Raw genomic sequence first — 17446 nt, 5'->3', positions numbered from 1 at the left:
AGCGATCTAAGGACGCCGACCGCAGAAGTCCAACACCGGGCCCGGCAAGTGCTGGCGTTCTGGTTCGATGCGCTGCTGCCCGAACATTGGTTCCTGAGGTCCGCCGGGGTCGATCGCGAGATCGCGGATCTGTTCGGCGACTTGCGCGATCAGGTGCTGGCCTGCGACGCCGACGGGTGGGACGAAGACCCCGAAGTGCTGCTCGCTGCGGTGATCCTGCTCGATCAGTTCTCGCGCAACATGCATCGCGGGCAGGCGGAGGCGTTCGCCGGCGACGCGCTGGCGCAGCGGCTGGCGCGACTGGCGGTGGCACGCGGTTGGGACGCGCGGATGCCGAAGGAGCATCGCCAATTCCTGTATATGCCGTTCGAGCATGCCGAGGATGCCGAACTCCAGGCGCTCAGCCTGCACTGCTTCGGGCGTCTCGAGGATCACGAATTGCTGGCCTATGCCCGCGATCATGCCGAGGTGTTCCGCCGTTTCGGCCGCTTTCCGGGCCGGAACGAGGCGCTGGGGCGGATTTCCATGCCCGACGAGGTCGACTATCTCAGCCAGCCTGGGTCTGGCTGGTAGCATCGCCGGCCTCGAGGCGCGGACCCGGTTGCAGGATCAGCCGCCGCTCGGCGAGCAGCCGGCGCGCACCGGCAATCGACAGCGGCTTGCCGTAGAGCCATCCCTGCGCCTTGGCACAGCCGATCGCGCGCAGCCGTTCCTCGATCGCGGCGTCTTCCACGCCCTCGGCGGTGATCGGCAGGTTGAGGCTCTCGCCCAGCCGCAGGATGGTGTTGACGATCGCGGCGGAGTCCGGGCTCTGGTTGAGCGAGAGGATGAAGCTCTTGTCGATCTTGATGCGATCGAACGGCAGCGCGCGCAGATGCGCCAGCGACGAATAGCCGGTGCCGAAATCGTCGAGCGCCAGCCGCACCCCCTGGTTCTTGAGGCTGCCGACGATCGACTGGGCAAGGGCCAGATTGTCGAACAGCGCGCTTTCGGTGATTTCCACCTCCAGCCGGCTGGCTGGGAAGCCGGTTTCGGTCAGCACCTTGATGATCTTCTGGGCCAGCCATGCGTCGCGCAGCTGCACCGGCGAGATGTTGACCGACAGGCTGAGACCCGGATCCCAATCGCGCGCAGCGTGAAAGGCCTGGCGCATGATCGACAGCGAAAGGTCACCGATCAGCCCGGTTTCCTCGGCGACCGGGATGAACCGATCGGGCGGGATCATGCCGTGCGTGGAATGCTCCCAGCGTGCCAGCACCTCGAAACCATGCAGGCGTCCGCTCGCCAGATCGACCTGCTGCTCGAAATAGGGGGTGATCTCCTCGCGCGGGATTGCGACGCGCAGGCCGCTTTCGAGCGCGCTGCGGACCTGCAGTGCGCGTTCCATCGCCGGATCGAACCAGGCGAAGCGGTTCTTCCCCGCTTTCTGCGCCTGATGCACCGCGATGTCGGCGGCGCGCAGCAGCGCGTCGATGCTCGGACAATCGAAGTCGGACCTTGCGATACCCAGCGAGCAGCTGATGTGCAGCGAAAGGCCGTCGACCTCGAACGGCTGGGCGAGCCGGGTGACGATACGTTCGGCGACCCGCTCCACGGCCGCGGACTCGCGCGGATCGAACGGGAAGGCGCAGGCGAACTCATCGACGCCGAGCCGCCCGGCCAGTGCCATCGGCGGCAGCGCCTGGGCGACTTCCTGCGCCACCTTGCCGATCAGCGCGTCGCCGATGGCATGGCCGTGCAAATCGTTGATCGCCTTGAACCGGTCCAGGTCGAACACCAGCATCGCCACCGCCTGGCTGCGGCGATGGGCGCGCGCGAACATCGCCGCACCTTCCTCCGTCAGGCTGTTGCGGTTCAGGAAGCCGGTCAGCGGATCGCGGCTGGCAAGGCTGTGCGCGCGCTCGCTCCCCGCGCGTCGCATGGCACGCGCTGCCAGTCGGCGCCCGCACAGGACGATCAGGACGAGATTGAGGGCCTGGCCGCCGAGCAGCCACAGGCTGGGCACCAACTGCTCGATAAGATCAAATGCGATCCCCGCACCGATCGCCAGGCCGAGCAGCGCGGACACGACGCACAGTCCGTTGAATATCGCAGCAGTGCGATCTCTCCGCGGTCGATGCCGCTCCTGATGCTGTTGCCGCGTCATCGACGCACTACGCCCCTCATACTAACGAAGACATGTTTTCCCATGCGAGGCGTGTAGATCGGGTTAAATCCGTAGAGGTTGCGTTTCATCGCCGCTGCCGCTAAGGGGATCCACCGTTCCTCCGTGGACGCGAGACATATGCCACCCCAAGGGGTGACGCCGGCCGACGAGGTTTCGTCCGCCGGCGTGTTTTGCGTTTGGCGGGACAGAGGCTGAATTTGGAGTGACCTGGGCATCATGTTCGAGAGTTTGAGCGATCGGCTGGGCGGCGTCTTTGAGCGCCTGCGCGGACGTGGCGCGCTCAGCGAGGCCGATGTCCGGACCGCGATGCGCGAAGTGCGCGTGGCGCTGCTGGAAGCGGACGTCGCGCTGCCCGTGGCCCGCGAGTTCGTCGACAAGATCACCGAGCAGGCCGTCGGCCAGCAGGTGCTGCGTTCGGTCACGCCGGGCCAGCAGGTCGTCAAGATCGTCCATGACGCGCTGGTCGACATGCTCGGCGCCGATACCGCCGAACTGCACATCGACGTTACCCCGCCGGCCGTCATCATGCTCGTCGGTCTGCAGGGCTCGGGCAAGACCACGACCACCGCCAAGCTTGCCAAGCTGCTGAAGAAGCAGGGCAAGAAGGTGATGATGGCGTCGCTGGACGTCAATCGCCCGGCCGCGCAGGAACAGCTCGCCGTCCTCGGTACGCAGACCGACGTGGCGACGCTGCCGATCGTCACCGGCCAGCAGCCGGTCGATATTGCCCGCCGGGCGCTCCAGTCGGCGAAGCTTCAGGGCTTCGACGTCGTGATGCTCGACACCGCCGGTCGTCTCCACGTCGACCAGGCGCTGATGGACGAGATGAAGGCCGTGGCCGACATCTCGCGCCCCCAAGAAATCCTGCTCGTCGTCGACTCGCTCACCGGCCAGGACGCGGTGAATGTCGCCAGCAACTTCTCGGCGCAGGTGCCGCTGACCGGCGTGGTGCTGACCCGGATGGACGGCGATGCGCGCGGTGGTGCGGCGCTGTCGATGCGCGCGGTCACCGGCCAGCCGATCAAGTTCGCCGGCATGGGCGAGAAGCTCGACCAGATCGAGCCGTTCCATCCGAAGCGGGTCGCCGGCCGCATCCTGGGCATGGGCGACGTCGTCAGCCTCGTCGAAAAGGCCGCGGCGGCGATCGACCAGGAAGACGCCGAGCGCATGGCGAACCGGCTCGCCAAGGGCCAGTTCGACATGAACGACCTGCGCTCCCAGCTGGCGCAGATGCGCAAGATGGGCGGCATCGGCGCGCTGGCGGGGATGATCCCCGGCATGAAGAAGGCGCAGGCCGCGGTCGACCAGGTCGGCGGCGACAAGGTGCTGCTGCGCATGGACGCGATCATCAGCTCGATGACGCCGAAGGAGCGCGCCAAGCCCGAACTGCTCAACGCCAAGCGCAAGATCCGCATCGCCAAGGGCAGCGGTCTGACCGTGCAGGACGTCAACAAGCTCATCAAGATGCATCAGGAGATGCAGACCGCGATGAAGCGCCTGAAGAAGATGGGCGGCCTGAAGGGCATGCTGGGCATGCTCGCCAAGGGCGGTCCGGGCGGCGGCATGGGCGGCATCGGCAACGCGCTGGGCGGCGCCGAGATGGGCGAGATGATGGACAAGGTGGGCGCCGGCCTGCCGGGTCTGCCGGGCGGCGCCAAGCTGCCGCCGGGTTTCGAGAATTTGCTGAAGAAGAAGTAACTTAGTTCAACCTGTTTCAATCGTATCTCTAGAAGGAAGTGAAGTAGAATGGCTCTCTCCATGCGTCTGTCGCGCGGCGGCTCCAAGAAGCGCCCGTACTACCGGATCGTCGTTGCTGACGCCCGTGCGCCCCGCGACGGCAAGTTCATCGAGAAGATCGGCACCTACAACCCGCTGCTCGCCAAGGATTCGCCCGAGCGCGTGAAGCTGGACGGCGAGCGCGCCAAGTACTGGCTGAGCGTCGGCGCGCAGCCGACCGATCGCGTCCTCCGCTTCCTCGACGTCGCCGGCGTCAAGGAGCGTGCGGCCCGCAACAACCCGAACAAGGCCGTTCCGGGCGAGAAGGCCAAGGAGCGCGCCGAGGAGCGTGCCGAGAAGGCCAAGGCAGCCGCCGAAGCCGCTGCCGCCCCGGCCGAAGAGACCGCCGAGGCTTGAGGCTGAACGTCCCTCCCGCCGCGTGCGGGAGGGATGCTTCCTGCGTCGCTCTCCTGCGCCATGGCTGAACCTATGCCCATCTCCAACCGCGGCGACCGCCCGGTGACGCTTGCCGTCGTAATCGGCGCGCACGCCGTTGCCGGCGAGGTGCGGCTGAAGGTCTTTGCGGAGGATCTGGCGGCGCACAAAAGCTTCAACGGCGGCACGCTGACGCTGAAATCGGTGCGCGGGGGATCCAATGGTGTGATCGCCCGCTTCGCCGAAGTTGCCGACCGCAACGCCGCCGAGGCGCTGCGCGGCACCGAACTGACGGTGCCGCGTTCCGCCCTCCCGCCGCTGGCTGAGGGCGAATATTACCATATCGACCTGCTCGACCTGCCCGTGCTGGGTGAGGACGGTGCCGCGATCGGCCGCGTCGTCGCGATCGACGATTACGGCGCGGGCGACGTGATCGAAATCGAGCGGCCCGACGGCAAGCGCTTCATGGTGCCGATGCGGCCCGAGGCGGTGCCGGTGTGGGATGAGACCCGGCTCGTCGTGGTGGCCGCGTTCGTCGAGTAGGAGCGGGGGCGTCTCCCCTAGCATCACGCCATTGTGCCGAAATGGTTCGCCGTTACCTTTTTCCTGTCGTTGTCCGTTCGAATCGAAATGGCGTCAGGTAGATGCGTACCGTTCTTTCCGTGGTTTTCGTGATGGCTGCCCTGGCCTTTGCCCCCGCTGCGCGTGCCCAGGATCCAACGGCGGAAGATCTCCCCTCGCTCAGCTTCGACGCGCACGCGGCGCTCCAATGGATGCCGCTCGACGCAGATGAAGGCGATGGCCTGATCCTGCCGATCATCGTCAACGGTCACAGGACCTATGCAGATGTCGATACGGGATCGACCCTGCCGGGCAGCTTGCTGCTTTCGTCCAAATTGCTGAGCGAGGCGGAAAAGGCCGAGGGCGGGAAGCCGGTCGTCACCGAAGCTTATGGCGGCAGACAATATTATCCCAGGGCGCGCATCGCCGAACTGACCATCGGCGGTATCCACTTGAAGAACGAGCCTGTCACGGTGACGGACCAGCCGTTCGGACGTGACGAGCGGGTCCAAGCTTCGATCGGAATCGAATTCCTCCGCAAATGGGCGCTGCAGGTCGAGTGGCAGCAGCGTCGGGCGCGGTTTCTCATCGGGGGCGATCTTCCGAAGGGCGCGGCGACGATCCCGGTCCGGATCGATCCCAAAAGCCGCTTTGCAACGCTCGACGCGACGATCTGCGGCGTGACCGTCAGGGCGGTGCTCGACAGCGGCACCGACAGCGACCTTCACCTCGTGCCGGAGCGTGAGGAGTTGCAGAGCTGCGTGCACAAGCGAAGCGATATTCGAAGCGTCGGCAGCGGCGGCCCGCTGATAAAAGGCTGGGTCAGTATCCCGTCGATCGGGATCGGCGGAGTCCGGCGCGGGCCGATTTTCGCCTCGATCGATCCGGCGGGCGGGCCGCTTTCCGGCCAGGGTTTCGCTGCATCGGTCGGATATGGTGTGTTGCGGCGATCCAGCTTCGTGCTCGACGCAGGCGGGGGTGGGTTGCTCCTCTATGGGCAGGATCGAGCCGCAGACGTGCTCGATCCCAGCCATATCGGGATCCAGTTCCGCAAGGATCTCGACGGATTGCGGATTACCCATCTGATGCTGGGCTCCCCGGCGTCGGAGACGACCTTGAAGCCGGGGGAGCGGATCTGCGCGCTCAACGGCCGTACCATCGCCGAGCTCAAGGGACGGTATGGCGCCATCAATCCGCCCGTCGGGCAGACGGTGCAGGTCCGCATCTGCGGCGGGGAAACGGTGTCGATCGTCGCGCGGGATTATCTCGGTGCTGCCGAACTCTCGGCGCGCTTTGCGTCTGCGCCACCGCTGCCGGCCGTCGAGCCGGTCGGCGCCGGGCGGGTGACGGAAGCATTCGATCGGTGCACCACGGCGTCGGGTCGCGATGCTGCCGATGCCTGTTCCATCGTGCTGAACGCGCCCGGTATCGGCGCCTTCTGGAAAAGCATGGCTCGGGCGCGGCGGAGCGCGGCGTTGCCCGGCCTTGCCGGCCCCGGACAATGAGGTCGGAAGCCTCTAGCGCCACAGCGGCGTCTCCGCATTGAGCATGTTCCGGATCGTCGTCGCCGCCACGCCTGCTTCGCCCATCGCGTGGCTGATCTGGTCGAGTCCCTTGGCGACGTCGCCCGCCGCGAACAGGCCGGGGAGCGAGGTGCGCTGGTGGTCGTCCACCTCGAGACAGCCGCTGTCGTCGGCACGTGCGCCCGCTTCCACCGCCAGTTCGGAGCGAATGTGCGAGCCCAGCGCCGGGTAGAGACTGTCAAAGGCCATGCGACCGGCTGTGGTCGAAAGCGCGAGCCGGTCGCCTTCGATCGCCCAGCCAGTGGCGGGGCCGTCGACCAGTGCGACGCCGGCTGCCGCCAGCTGCGCCAGCTGGTCCGGCGGTAGGTTGTGGCGATCGGGGGCGATCAGCGTGACGTCCCGGGTAAAGCTGCGCACGAACAGTGCCTCGCGCGCGCCATGTTCGCCGGTGCCGTATATGGCGACACGCCGGTCGGTGACTTCATAGCCGTCGCAGACCGGGCAGTAGCGGATCCGGCCTTGCGCCAGCGCGGCATCGTGAAGTGCATCGGGCATGGGCGGGCGATGGTTGATGACGCCGGTGGCGAGCAATACCGAACGCGCGCCAATCTCGCGGGCGCCGACCGTCGCCGCGAAGCCGTTTTCCAGCACGCGCAGTCCCGTCACCTTCGCCGCTTCGCGCACGGTGCCGTATTTCTCGGCCTGGGCGCGCATCGCGGCGAGCAGGTCGAGGCCGGAGATGCCTTCGGGATAGCCGGCATGGTTGTGCGTGCAGGGGATCAGCGCGGCGCGGCTCGATCCGCAATCGAACAGGCGGATCTTCAGGAGGTAGCGGCTGAGATAGATGGCCGCGGTAAGCCCCGCCGGACCGCCGCCGATGATGATGCAATCGTCCATCGCGCGCCAGCGCTTGGGCTTGCGACAGGTTCCGCGATCCGGTGTAGGGCAGGGCATGGCCGCGCCCGACTATCTGCTCGATACCTGCGTCTGCATCCGCCTGCTGCGGGGCGGCGGTGCGCCGGTCGCGCGGCGGATCGCTGCGGCGGTGCCCGGTGCAATTGCGCTTTCTGCGATCAGTCTTGCCGAGTTGATGGATGGGGGCGGAGAGGGCGCGTCGCTCGATGCGCTGCTGGCCCAGTTACCCGTCCTGGCGTTCGATGCTTCAGCGGCGCGTGCCTTTCCGGCTGCCCGCGCTGCCCGTGGCCGGCATGACCGGTTGATCGCGGCGCATGCGCTGGCGCTGGGGGCGACGCTCGTCACGCATAACGTGCGGGACTTTCGGGCGGTGCCGGGGCTGCGGATCGAGGACTGGTTCTGACCGCGTTGCGGTTTCGCGGTGATTGTATATACGGGATGTATATACGGAGGCAGCACATGGGCGAGGAATATCGCGCCAGGATCTTCAAGTCGGGCAACTCGCTGGCGCTGCGCCTGCCCAAGGCGCTGGGCCTGAAGGAAGGCGCAGAAGTGGTGCTGCGCGAGGAGCGCCGGGGCTTCTCGGTCGAGCCGGTGGATAGCGAGGAGACGATCGGGGGTGACTGGATCGGTGCGCTACCGTGGCTGAAGCCAATTCCGCCGGAAGACCGCGAACTCGAAACGCGCGAGCTCGATTGGGATATGCGCAAGCTACGGCGCGATGACTGACCCGGCCTTTCTGCTCGACAGCAATATCTGCATCTATCTGCTCCAGGGCGGGCTCGATCGGCTCAACGCCCGCGTTCGTGCGCAGGCCAGGGGCAGCTTGGCGCTATCCGCGATCAGCTATGCGGAAATCCGACTTGGCGTTCGCGATGCGCGAGCGGAACAGGCGCTCGCATCGTTCCTGCGCGACGTTATGCTTCTGCCGTTCGACGCCGCCGCCGCCGAGGCCTTTGCTCGGCTGCCGTTCCGCCGCGCGCGGCTGGACCGGCTGATCGCCGCGCAGGCGCTGGCCGCCGGACTGACACTGATCACCAACAACGAACGGGATTTCGCCGACATCCCCGACCTCAAACTCGAGAACTGGACGCTGTGACCTTCGCTGCCACCATCCTGACGCTGTACCCCGAGATGTTCCCCGGGCCGCTCGGCATTTCGCTTGCCGGGCGGAGCCTGCGCGAGGGGCTGTGGACGCTCGACACCGTGCAGATCCGCGACTTCGCCACCGACAAGCATCGCTCGGTCGACGATACCCCGGCGGGCGGCGGGGCGGGGATGGTGCTGCGTGCCGATGTGCTCGCCTCGGCGATCGACAGCGTCGCGCGCGAGGGCAGGCCGCTGCTCGCGATGACACCGCGCGGACGACCGCTCACCCAGGACCGGGTGCGCGATCTCGCCGCAGGTCCAGGCGCGATCGTGCTGTGCGGCCGGTTCGAAGGATTCGACGAGCGCGTCTTCGAAGGCCGCGGCATCGAGGAAGTCTCGATCGGTGACTATATCCTTTCTGGTGGCGAGATGGCGGCGCTGACGCTGCTCGATGCTTGCATTCGGCTCGTTCCCGGCGTAATGGGCGCGGCTTCCAGCGGTATGGACGAGAGCTTCGAAACGGGGCTGCTCGAATATCCGCAATATACCCGACCTGTCGAATGGGAAGGGCGCACGATCCCCGAAGTGCTGCGATCGGGGGATCATGCGAGGATCGAGGCCTGGCGTCGCGCCATGGCGGAGACCGATACACGGCTAAGGAGGCCGGATCTGTGGGAGCGCCACGAGGGCGCTCGGGTCCAGTCTCCCTCTGGCGCGCGGCGCAAACATGGGACTGACTGAGATGAACATCATCCAGACGCTCGAAGCAGAGCAGATTGCCAAGTTCACCGAAGCCAAGAAGATTCCTGAATTCCGTCCGGGCGATACCGTCCGCATCGGTGTGAAGGTCGTCGAAGGCGAGCGCACCCGCGTGCAGAATTTCGAAGGCGTGTGCATCGCTCGTTCGAACAAGGGCATGGGTTCGAACTTCACCGTCCGCAAGATCTCGTTCGGTGAAGGCGTGGAGCGCGTATTCCCGCTCTATTCGCCGAACATCGATTCGATCGAGGTCGTGCGTCGCGGTGTCGTGCGTCGTGCGAAGCTCTACTATCTGCGTGGTCGTACCGGTAAGTCGGCGCGTATCGCCGAGCGCCGCGATACCCGCACCGAGGCGCAGGCCGCCGAATAAGGCCGGCCTTCCCAGGACGCGAAGGGCGTGCGGACCGGCTGGTTCGCACGCCCTTTTCATATGCAATCCCGGAGCGCGGCTCCAGGGGGGGGTGGGCGGACCCCGCGTCGGGCCAGCCGTCGCCAAGTCGGCGGCGGACGCGGTCGAGGCCCATGGTTCCCCTAGGGCCGCAGTCCGTGTTCGTCGAAGCAGCATGGTGACGGGGCAGGGAAGGCGCCGAGCGGCGCGCGGGCTGAGGACACAGGATCTTCAGCGCATAGAGGGCCATCGCCCCGGTGCTGGCCGGCACCACCGCGATGCAGAAACGCGCCGCAGACGATTCCGTCCCGGCGCATCGATGTGGAAGGGAAAGGGGCGGCCGTTCACGCGGCTGCGCGGAAGCTCTGGTTCTGCAGGACTGCCCGACCGCGCGCGGTAAGGGCCGCGTCGCGAACCTCCGGGCCGCCGATACCGATCAGCAGCGCCTCATAGGCAAGCAGGCCACGATCACAGAGACCCTGGACGGCGGCGATGAACGCGTGGTGATGATCCAGCGACGCGCCGAGGTTGAGTGCCGTCGGCGTCAGGGTTGCGCTTCCCGGCCAGCTGCGCTGCAGCACGCCGGCGATCGCGGCGATGCAGCGCGTATCGAGTGCGCCAAGCGCCTCGCCGGCTTCCCCGCTCATCGACATCAGGTTCTCCTCAACAACATGGTCCGCATGCCGTTCGGCTGCACGGAAGAGCCGAAATGGCTCTACCCGACGAGGTGCTCGAAACTGCATGTATCAGAACCACGCCATCGACCCTTGGCCGGTTCCGCAACATTCCTAACCCGCCCGCGGTGCGAATCGGCTTTTCCGTATTCGCACGCGTGCTGTGGCGCATCATTTACGCTGCTAGGCAAAATCTGCCTAGATGTGGTTTAGGTCCGAAACGAATTTACCGGTTGATAACTCCTTCGTGCCGTCTCGTTCTGGAACAGGGTGGCCGCTCGATCCTGGTGCAAAAGCCGATGGTACATTCCCGTACTGCACCAAAGTGCGCGAGTCGCATACGGTGCAACCGTTTTCACCAGGGTATGTCTATGTCGAGTTGGAGTTTGGCCGGTTCAACGTCGGCGAATCGGTCCGCGCAGGACGTCGATGCCGAAATCGGGGCGGAAGAGAGCCGGATCGTACGGGCAGCGGTGGCGCTGCTGCGCGCGGAGGTGGCCGTTCTCAAGGCCGGCGCGCGCATCGTGCTTGCCGCGGCCGACGGTGTCGATCCCGAAGAGTCGGCGCGGCGACTGGCAGACCCGGTAGAGGCGCTTGCCCTTGGGTACCGGAGCCAGCTTTCGGTGCCCTTGTGGCGCGATGGGCGCAGGATCGGTGCCCTGGCCGTGCTCGGCCGCAACGAGCGCGATTTCGACGACGCGGATATCGCTCTGCTCCGGGCCCTTGCCGGGTGCCTGGACCGCGCCGTGTGCAGCATTCACTGACTGCCGGAAGCGGCTGCCGGCCGGCGCGGTTCAGTTGGCGCGATCGCCCTCGCGGGCAAGCATGGCGCGGCCCCGTGCAGTGAGGGTCGCATCGACCAGCATCGGTCCGTCGCTGTTGAAGACCAGGGCTTCGTAGCTCAGAAATCCCGCATCGCTGAGCCATTCGACAAGGCCCAGAAAGTCAGCGGCACCCGTCTCCTGGCCGCCGAGTCCGACATCGGCCGGCGTCAACAAGGTAGAACGGGGCCAATGCTCTTGCAGCAACCGTGTGGCGCATTCTACCGGAGCACCCGTACGCATCCTGGCAAGACGATCCACCGACATGCGGTACTTCTCCTGATCGGTTGAGCGCACCTCACTCCGCGCCTCCACCGGAGGCTGCGGTCTTTCCCGCAACTTACGTGAATGGCATATTAACATAATTTAGTCTGCCGTCGAGGCTGTTTATTCGCGTTGGTGAAGGTCTTTCATTCGACTATGCTTTTGTGAGGCATATAAGCGACTTGCGGCGGCGTTTGAGGGCGTTTGGGCTGCATCGCATCGGGGCTGGATGCGGAGGGCGTTTCATCTGCCGCGATAATGCGCGGGGCCTTTACGCGGCGGGTTCCGGCGATAAACCATCGCCACCGGGCCAATGGGTGCCGGCGTGGCGGAGTGTTGGATGCGCAAATGGATGCTGGGCGTTGCCGGGGCGGCGATCGCAATGGGGGTGAGCATGACTGAGGCCGCGGCGCAGGCGCAGTCCGCGCAGCCGCTCACGCTGCAGCGACTCTTCGGCAGCCCTGCGCTGGATGGACCCGCCCCCCGGGCGGTGCAGCTGTCGCCCGACGGCAAGTATCTGACGCTGCTGCGCAACCGCGACGATGACCGCGAGCGCTATGATCTCTGGGCGCTGGATACCGCGAACGGCCAGTGGCGCATGCTGGTCGATTCGAAGAAGCTCGGCTCCGGCGCGGAATTGTCCGAAGCGGAGAAGATGCAGCGAGAGCGGGCGCGCATCGGCGGCACCAAGGGCATCGTCAGCTATGACTGGGCGCCCGACGGGCGTTCGATCCTGGTCCCGCTGGACGGCGAGCTTTTCCGCGCGCGGCTGACGGGCGAGGTCGACAAGCTGCCCGCCGCTGCGGGGCCCAAGCTCAACGCGGCGCTGAGTCCGGCGGGCAGGTTCGCCAGCTACCTGCAGGACCAGAACCTCGTCGTCATGGACCTGAACAGCGGCAAGGCGACCCGGGTCACGCCCGACGGCGCCGGCACCGTGCACTGGGGCGAGGCGGAGTTCGTGGCGCAGGAGGAGATGGCGCGCAGCGACGGCTATTGGTGGGCGCCGAACGACGCCTATGTCGCGGTCGAGCGGTTCGACGAGGCGCCCGTGGGCATCGTCACCCGCGCAGCGATCGGCACCGAGGGCACCAGCATCGTCCAGCAGCGCTACCCCAAGGCGGGCACGCAGAATGCCCTGGTCGAACTCTATGTGGTCGATCCGAACGGGCAGAAGCGGGTGAAGGTGGATCTGGGCGCCGATCCCGACATCTATCTGGCGCGCGTCGATTGGGCGGCGGACGGCAAGACGCTGTATGTCCAGCGCGAGAACCGGGCGCAAACCCAGCTCGATCTGCTCGCGGTCGATCCCGCCACCGGCGCGGCGCGCGTGCTGTTCAGTGAGAAGGCTGCCCCGAAAAGCTGGATCAACCTCAGCTACGGCCTCAAGCCGCTCGACGACGGCAGCCTGATCTGGTGGTCCGAGCGCGACGGCCACGGCCATCTCTATCGCTGGCAGGCGGGCAAATTCACCCAGCTGACCAAGGGCCCGTGGGAAGTAGCGCCCGACGGCATCAGCGTCGATCAGAAGCACGGACGCCTGTATTTCCAGGGCAACAAGGACGATCCGCTGGAGCGGCACCTCTACTGGATCGACTATCGCAAGCCCGCCGCGATCACCCGGTTGACCGAGCGCGGCTGGTGGAACGGCGCCAGCATGGATGCCAGCGGCACCCGCGCGATCGTCAGCCGATCGAATCCCAACCAACCGCGCCAGGTCTATCTGGCCGATGCCGACGGCAAGCGGATCGCCTGGGTGCAGGAAAATGCGGTCAGCGATCCCAAACACCCCTACCAGCCCTATCTGGCGGCGCATCGGGAGCGGACCTTCGGCACGATCAAGGGGCCCGACGGCACCGACCTGCATTGGGAGATGATCACCCCCAAGCTGGAGCCGGGCAAGCGCTACCCCGTGTTCTTCCAGCATTATGGCGGGCCGCATTCGCAGACGGTCAGCCGCGCCTGGGGCGGCTCGCTCCAGCAATATCTGGTGCAGCACGGCTATATCTGGTTCCAGATCGACAATCGAGGTTCGGCCAATCGCGGCGTCGCGTTCGAGAGTGCGATCTGGCACGCGATGGGCAGCGTGGAAGTGCAGGACCAGTTGGCCGGCGCCAACTACCTCAAGACGCTGCCGTTCGTCGATGCGAAGCGCATCGCCACCTATGGCTGGTCCTATGGCGGCTACATGACGCTGAAGATGCTGGAGGCGGCGCCGGGTACCTTCGCCGCCGGCATTTCGGGCGCGCCGGTGACCAGGTGGGAATTGTACGACACCCATTATACCGAACGCTACATGGGCGATCCGCGCCAGGTGCCGGAGGCCTACAAGGCGTCGAGCACGCTGGGCGATGCGGCGAAGATCACCGATCCGCTGCTGATGATCCACGGCATGTCGGACGACAATGTCGTGCTGGAGAACGGTACCGCCATGTATGCGGCGCTGCAGCAGCAGAAGGTGCCGTTCGAAATGATGCTCTATCCCGGCCAGACGCACCGGGTAGGCGGCCCGGGCATCAGCGAGCATCTGTGGAACACGATCCTTGGCTTCCTTGATCGCGCATTGACCAAGTAAGGCCTTAGGAACGCACACGGATACGTAAAAGTCCGGGGGCGCGTCGCGGCAAAGCGGCGCGCCCCTTCTTCTATAATGCGCGGATGGGAGATCTGCGCCCCTCCTGGGGCGCCTAGGAGGAACTGAGCGTGCAAATCCTGGCCAATCTCAAAATTCAGTTCAAGATCATGATGATGCTGGGTCTACTTGGCATCGTGACTTTGGGCGTCGCCTGGTATGGCGGGCGCGTCATGCGGTCGATCGACGACGGTTATTCGCAATTGACCGACGTGAAGATGCCGGACACCGCAAAGCTGATCCGGGTGAACCGCCTCGGCTTCGCGATGATGTACAGCGGCTACAAGACGCTCGCCTATGACGGCGCCTCGTCGCAGGCCAAGAAGGCGGCAGCGGACGAGCTCGACGCGTACAAGCAGGCCAAGCAATATCTGGACGAAGTGGCCGCCACCGAAAAGGATGCAGCCGCCGAAGTTCAGGCGATCGAAGCAGTGCTGGACGAGCTGCAGTCGGTGCTCTTGCCGGCCGTCGAGATGGGCCTTGCCAACAACAACGCGGCGGCGCAGGTGCAACTCGCAAAGGCCGACGGCATTGCGGAAGCGCTTACCAAAAAAACGCGGGCGTACAATGATCGCCGCGTCGCGGACGGCAAGGCGCAGTCCGATTCCATGAGCGCCACCGTCGCCAGCTCGGTTTGGATGCTTCTGGGCATTGCCGTGATCGCGATCGTCGGCGCCATGGGCCTGGCCGTCTTCGTAACGCGTTCTCAGATCTCCGGTCCGCTGGAACGGCTGCAGGACTCGATGCGGGGCCTTGCGAGCGGCAACAACCATGTCGAGGTGCCCGGCACCCAGCGCGGCGACGAAGTCGGCGCGATGGCCAAGTCGGTGCTCGTCTTCAAGGAAGCCGCGATGCGCCAGGAAGAGCTGGCCGAGGCCAAGAAGCGTGCCGATGCAGCGCAGCAGATCGTCGTCGAGACGCTCGAGGATCGCCTCGGCAAGCTCGCCAGCGGCGACCTGACCGCGTCGATTGAAACGCGCTTCGACCCCGAATATGAAGGGCTTAAGCAGAACTTCAACGCCGCCGTCAACTCGCTGCGCGAACTGATCACCGCGGTGATCGAGAGCGCCGAGACGATCTCGACCGGCTCGGCCGAGATCGCGCAGGCCAGCGAGGATCTTGCCCGCCGCACCGAAGGCGCCGCCGCCAGCCTGGAAGAAACCTCGGCCGCCGTCAGCCAGATGGATCAGCGGATCAAGGCGACCGCTACCGCCTCGGTTAAGACCGTCGAGCGCGCGACCGGCGCCATCGGCGTCGTGGATTCGGGCCGCAGCGTCGCGGACGAGGCGATGCAGGCGATGACCCGCGTGTCCGAAAGCGCCAAGGGCATCGACAACGTGATCGAAGGCCTCGACAAGATCGCCTTCCAGACCCGCGTTCTCGCGATGAACGCGGCGGTCGAGGCCGGCCGTGCGGGTGAGGCGGGCCGCGGCTTTGCGGTCGTCGCCGACCTCGTTTCGGCCCTGGCAATGCGCGCCGAAGAGGAAGCGGGCCGCGCCCGCGACCAGCTGACCGCGACGCAGACCGACATCAACGCCGCGGTCGACATGGTTCGCCGCGTCGACAGCGCGCTCGGCGCGATCGTCGGCGACGTCAACGAGGTCCATTCGCTGCTCGAGACGATGGCCCGGGATAACCAGGTCCAGGCGACCGCGGTTACCCAGGTGGCGACGGCGGTGAACAGCATCGACCAGACGACCCAGCAGAATGCGGCAATGGTGGAAGAGACCTCGGCCGCCGCGCGCAACCTGAGCTCGGAAGTCAACGCGCTGACCGAGCAGGCCTCGCGTTTCAACGCCGGCGACCGCAGCCACCGCAAGCCGGCCCGGTCGAAGGTCCATGCGTTGCCGGTCGCGTCGAACGCGCCGCACGTCGCCACCGTTACCGCCGTGCGCCAGACCAGTGCCGAAGTCGAGGAATGGGCCAGCTTCTGAGGCCCGATTCTTCCGACTCGACGTGGCATTAACCAAACTATAGGCTCGCCTTCGTCTTACGACGGGGGCGAGCCATGGCATTGGAAGCAGCGGCGCAACTTGCGCCGGTACAAAGCAAGGCGCGGATCGACATTCTCGACATCTTGCGTGGTCTCGCCATTCTCGGCATTTTTTTCATGAACATACCGTTCGAAGGTCAGACGACCGTGGTGATGTTCAACCGCATGCAAATGATCGGCTGGGCGCCGCTGGACCAATGGAGCTGGGCCATTGTTCAGGTTGCACTGGAAGGCACCCAGCGCGGTGTGCTGGAGATTCTGTTCGGCTGCGGCCTGATGGTGCTGGCATCGCGCGCGATGCGGCCGGACGGACCCGTTGCCGTTGCGGACCTGTATTGGCGGCGCAACCTGTGGCTGCTGGGGTTCGGGCTGCTCGACATCTTCGTGTTCCTGTGGACCGGCGACATCCTCCACATCTATGCGCTAGCGGCGCTGTTCCTCTTTCCGTTCCGGCTGCTGGGCCCGCGCCTATTGCTCGCGCTGGGATCGCTGTTCGCGCTCGGCATGGCGGTGAGCGGCGTGCCGATCTATCTCGATCGGGCCGAACTGGTAGCCGCGGTTCCGGTGATCGAGAAGAAGGTCGCCGCGCACCAGCCGCTGACGAAGGACGAGCAGGCCAAGCAGAAGGATTGGCAAAAGCTGCTGGAACGCCGCGCGACCGGCGGCGCCGAGGTGAAGAAGGTCCGCGAGATGGAAAAGCAGGGCCATAGCGGCAGCTTCCTTGCCTATGCCGGCATGTATATCGGATTCTACTTCGAGTTCATGGCGCCGCAGATCGGGCTCAGTATCGCGGAGGCCTTTTGCATGATGCTGGTGGGTATCGCGCTGTGGAAGTGGCGGGTGGTGCAGGGCGGACGCAGCACGCGCTTCTACGTGATCCTGCTGCTGGGCTGCTATGTGCCCGGCCTGATCGCACGCGCCATCGGCGCGCATGAGGCCCTGTCGCCCGTGCCGATCGTCCACAGCTACTGGATCACGCAGGAGCCGGCGCGGATCCTGGTCTCGATCGGGCATGTCGCGCTGGTCAACCTGATGGTGCGCAGCGGGGTGGGGCAGGCGGTGCTCGCGCCGTTCAAGGCCGCGGGGCGCACGGCCTTCTCGCTCTATTTCCTCCAGCAGTTCATCGCCATCTACATCCTGTTCGCGCCCTGGGGACCGGGGCTTTGGGGCAAGCTCAGCTGGAGCGGACTGTATGGCATCGTGCTGGCGGTGCTGGTGTTCGAGGTGATCGTCGCGAATCTGTGGCTGCGGGCGTTTGCGATGGGACCGATGGAATGGGCGTGGCGTTCGCTCGCCTATGTGCAGTGGCAGCCGTTCCGACGGCGCCGTGGGGCAGGGCCGGAGCCAGGATGGGCTGCGGCATGAAGTTGCGCAAAAAGAGGCTCGCCACGCAGCTTTGTTTCTGCTAGTGGCGGCCGCGATGCTTCGAAAACGCGCCAAATCCACGCGAATTACCCCGCGCCCGTAATCCGGGCGCGATAGCTGCGCTTGTGCAGCGAAGCAGCGGAATGC

The 17446-nt window shown here is 65.9% G+C and carries 18 protein-coding genes; 14 read left to right on the top strand and 4 right to left on the bottom strand.

The genetic code is table 11. The annotated features are described in order from the left end of the window. The first annotated feature begins 48 nt into the window (after window positions 1-48). Window positions 49-573 (top strand): DUF924 family protein, encoded by a 525-nt coding sequence (locus tag SPI01S_RS01760; RefSeq protein WP_066717134.1) that lies wholly within the window; start codon window positions 49-51, stop codon window positions 571-573. Here SPI01S_RS01760 and SPI01S_RS01755 read toward each other — a convergent pair. Further along, window positions 548-2146, bottom strand: a complete 1599-nt coding sequence (locus SPI01S_RS01755; RefSeq protein WP_066717132.1) for a putative bifunctional diguanylate cyclase/phosphodiesterase — start codon at window positions 2144-2146, stop codon at window positions 548-550. The genes SPI01S_RS01760 and SPI01S_RS01755 overlap by 26 nt on opposite strands. A 237-nt stretch (window positions 2147-2383) precedes the next feature. Between SPI01S_RS01755 and ffh the strand changes: the two genes are divergently transcribed. The 4 genes from ffh (at window position 2384) to SPI01S_RS01735 (ending at window position 6384) form a co-directional block, all read left to right on the top strand. Next, a complete protein-coding gene (ffh, locus tag SPI01S_RS01750; RefSeq protein WP_066717129.1) occupies window positions 2384-3865 on the top strand; it encodes a signal recognition particle protein in 1482 nt (493 codons plus the stop codon). A 48-nt stretch (window positions 3866-3913) separates the two neighbouring features. Next, window positions 3914-4300 carry a 30S ribosomal protein S16 gene (gene rpsP / locus SPI01S_RS01745; protein WP_174539056.1) on the top strand — a complete coding sequence of 129 codons (387 nt, stop codon included), beginning with the start codon at window positions 3914-3916 and terminating at the stop codon, window positions 4298-4300. A gap of 72 nt (window positions 4301-4372) precedes the next feature. Then, window positions 4373-4861, top strand: coding sequence for a ribosome maturation factor RimM (gene rimM, locus SPI01S_RS01740; RefSeq protein WP_066717124.1), 489 nt, complete (start codon window positions 4373-4375; stop codon window positions 4859-4861). Window positions 4862-4992: 131 nt separating this feature from the next. Continuing rightward, the gene (locus SPI01S_RS01735; protein ID WP_169804438.1) at window positions 4993-6384 is read left to right on the top strand and encodes an aspartyl protease family protein; all 1392 of its coding nucleotides are present in this window, start codon (window positions 4993-4995) and stop codon (window positions 6382-6384) included. Window positions 6385-6396: 12 nt separating this feature from the next. Here the strand turns inward: SPI01S_RS01735 and SPI01S_RS01730 are convergent, their stop codons facing one another. After that, the gene (locus SPI01S_RS01730; protein WP_066717118.1) at window positions 6397-7299 is read right to left on the bottom strand and encodes an NAD(P)/FAD-dependent oxidoreductase; all 903 of its coding nucleotides are present in this window, start codon (window positions 7297-7299) and stop codon (window positions 6397-6399) included. A 55-nt stretch (window positions 7300-7354) separates the two neighbouring features. On the opposite strand from SPI01S_RS01730, the gene SPI01S_RS01725 reads away from it, so the two are divergent. The 5 genes from SPI01S_RS01725 to rplS are packed head-to-tail and all read left to right on the top strand — an operon-like array spanning window position 7355 to window position 9535. Further along, entirely contained in the window at window positions 7355-7720 is a 366-nt protein-coding gene (locus SPI01S_RS01725) for a PIN domain-containing protein (RefSeq protein WP_066717115.1), read from the top strand. A 56-nt stretch (window positions 7721-7776) separates the two neighbouring features. Further along, the gene (locus SPI01S_RS01720; protein WP_066717112.1) at window positions 7777-8046 is read left to right on the top strand and encodes an AbrB/MazE/SpoVT family DNA-binding domain-containing protein; all 270 of its coding nucleotides are present in this window, start codon (window positions 7777-7779) and stop codon (window positions 8044-8046) included. Next, complete coding sequence (locus SPI01S_RS01715; RefSeq protein ID WP_066717110.1) at window positions 8039-8416, top strand: type II toxin-antitoxin system VapC family toxin; 378 nt, start codon at window positions 8039-8041, stop codon at window positions 8414-8416. The genes SPI01S_RS01720 and SPI01S_RS01715 overlap by 8 nt, the downstream gene beginning before the upstream one ends. Next, a complete protein-coding gene (gene trmD / locus SPI01S_RS01710; protein ID WP_066717107.1) occupies window positions 8413-9147 on the top strand; it encodes a tRNA (guanosine(37)-N1)-methyltransferase TrmD in 735 nt (244 codons plus the stop codon). The genes SPI01S_RS01715 and trmD overlap by 4 nt, the downstream gene beginning before the upstream one ends. 1 nt (window position 9148) lies before the next feature. Beyond that, window positions 9149-9535, top strand: a complete 387-nt coding sequence (gene rplS, locus SPI01S_RS01705; protein WP_066717104.1) for a 50S ribosomal protein L19 — start codon at window positions 9149-9151, stop codon at window positions 9533-9535. A 362-nt stretch (window positions 9536-9897) separates the two neighbouring features. Here the strand turns inward: rplS and SPI01S_RS01700 are convergent, their stop codons facing one another. Further along, window positions 9898-10206: a hypothetical protein gene (locus tag SPI01S_RS01700; protein ID WP_245653433.1), complete on the bottom strand. Its 309-nt coding sequence runs from the start codon at window positions 10204-10206 to the stop codon at window positions 9898-9900. A gap of 392 nt (window positions 10207-10598) precedes the next feature. Here SPI01S_RS01700 and SPI01S_RS01695 point away from each other — a divergent pair, with 392 nt between their 5' ends. Further along, on the top strand, window positions 10599-10991 hold the full coding sequence (locus SPI01S_RS01695) for a GAF domain-containing protein (RefSeq protein ID WP_084253203.1): 393 nt from the start codon (window positions 10599-10601) through the stop codon (window positions 10989-10991). A gap of 30 nt (window positions 10992-11021) precedes the next feature. On the opposite strand, the gene SPI01S_RS01690 is transcribed toward SPI01S_RS01695, so the two are convergent. Beyond that, window positions 11022-11315, bottom strand: coding sequence for a hypothetical protein (locus SPI01S_RS01690; protein ID WP_066717667.1), 294 nt, complete (start codon window positions 11313-11315; stop codon window positions 11022-11024). A gap of 391 nt (window positions 11316-11706) precedes the next feature. On the opposite strand from SPI01S_RS01690, the gene SPI01S_RS01685 reads away from it, so the two are divergent. From SPI01S_RS01685 to SPI01S_RS01675, 3 genes are all read left to right on the top strand, one after another. Continuing rightward, window positions 11707-13884 (top strand): S9 family peptidase, encoded by a 2178-nt coding sequence (locus SPI01S_RS01685; protein ID WP_245653432.1) that lies wholly within the window; start codon window positions 11707-11709, stop codon window positions 13882-13884. 128 nt (window positions 13885-14012) lie between these two features. Further along, entirely contained in the window at window positions 14013-15875 is a 1863-nt protein-coding gene (locus tag SPI01S_RS01680; protein WP_245653431.1) for a methyl-accepting chemotaxis protein, read from the top strand. 74 nt (window positions 15876-15949) lie between these two features. Next, window positions 15950-17299, top strand: coding sequence for a DUF418 domain-containing protein (locus SPI01S_RS01675; RefSeq protein WP_066717093.1), 1350 nt, complete (start codon window positions 15950-15952; stop codon window positions 17297-17299). Window positions 17300-17446 lie beyond the last annotated feature (147 nt).

Origin of the sequence: Sphingomonas pituitosa NBRC 102491, assembly GCF_001598435.1 — a bacterium.
Taxonomy (GTDB): domain Bacteria; phylum Pseudomonadota; class Alphaproteobacteria; order Sphingomonadales; family Sphingomonadaceae; genus Sphingomonas; species Sphingomonas pituitosa.
Note: the sequence above shows the minus strand (reverse complement) of the source record. Positions and strands in the feature narration are given on the sequence as shown.

Coding starts and splice junctions, on each gene's coding strand:
- SPI01S_RS01755 (WP_066717132.1), bottom strand. CDS start 2,146: ATGACGCGGCAACAGCATCAGGAGCGGCATCGACCGCGGAGAGATCGC.
- rimM (WP_066717124.1), top strand. CDS start 4,373: ATGCCCATCTCCAACCGCGGCGACCGCCCGGTGACGCTTGCCGTCGTA.
- SPI01S_RS01735 (WP_169804438.1), top strand. CDS start 4,993: ATGGCTGCCCTGGCCTTTGCCCCCGCTGCGCGTGCCCAGGATCCAACG.
- SPI01S_RS01715 (WP_066717110.1), top strand. CDS start 8,039: ATGACTGACCCGGCCTTTCTGCTCGACAGCAATATCTGCATCTATCTG.
- SPI01S_RS01685 (WP_245653432.1), top strand. CDS start 11,707: ATGACTGAGGCCGCGGCGCAGGCGCAGTCCGCGCAGCCGCTCACGCTG.
- SPI01S_RS01725 (WP_066717115.1), top strand. CDS start 7,355: ATGGCCGCGCCCGACTATCTGCTCGATACCTGCGTCTGCATCCGCCTG.
- SPI01S_RS01690 (WP_066717667.1), bottom strand. CDS start 11,315: ATGTCGGTGGATCGTCTTGCCAGGATGCGTACGGGTGCTCCGGTAGAA.
- SPI01S_RS01700 (WP_245653433.1), bottom strand. CDS start 10,206: ATGTCGATGAGCGGGGAAGCCGGCGAGGCGCTTGGCGCACTCGATACG.
- ffh (WP_066717129.1), top strand. CDS start 2,384: ATGTTCGAGAGTTTGAGCGATCGGCTGGGCGGCGTCTTTGAGCGCCTG.
- rpsP (WP_174539056.1), top strand. CDS start 3,914: ATGGCTCTCTCCATGCGTCTGTCGCGCGGCGGCTCCAAGAAGCGCCCG.
- rplS (WP_066717104.1), top strand. CDS start 9,149: ATGAACATCATCCAGACGCTCGAAGCAGAGCAGATTGCCAAGTTCACC.
- SPI01S_RS01730 (WP_066717118.1), bottom strand. CDS start 7,299: ATGGACGATTGCATCATCATCGGCGGCGGTCCGGCGGGGCTTACCGCG.
- SPI01S_RS01720 (WP_066717112.1), top strand. CDS start 7,777: ATGGGCGAGGAATATCGCGCCAGGATCTTCAAGTCGGGCAACTCGCTG.
- SPI01S_RS01675 (WP_066717093.1), top strand. CDS start 15,950: ATGGCATTGGAAGCAGCGGCGCAACTTGCGCCGGTACAAAGCAAGGCG.
- SPI01S_RS01695 (WP_084253203.1), top strand. CDS start 10,599: ATGTCGAGTTGGAGTTTGGCCGGTTCAACGTCGGCGAATCGGTCCGCG.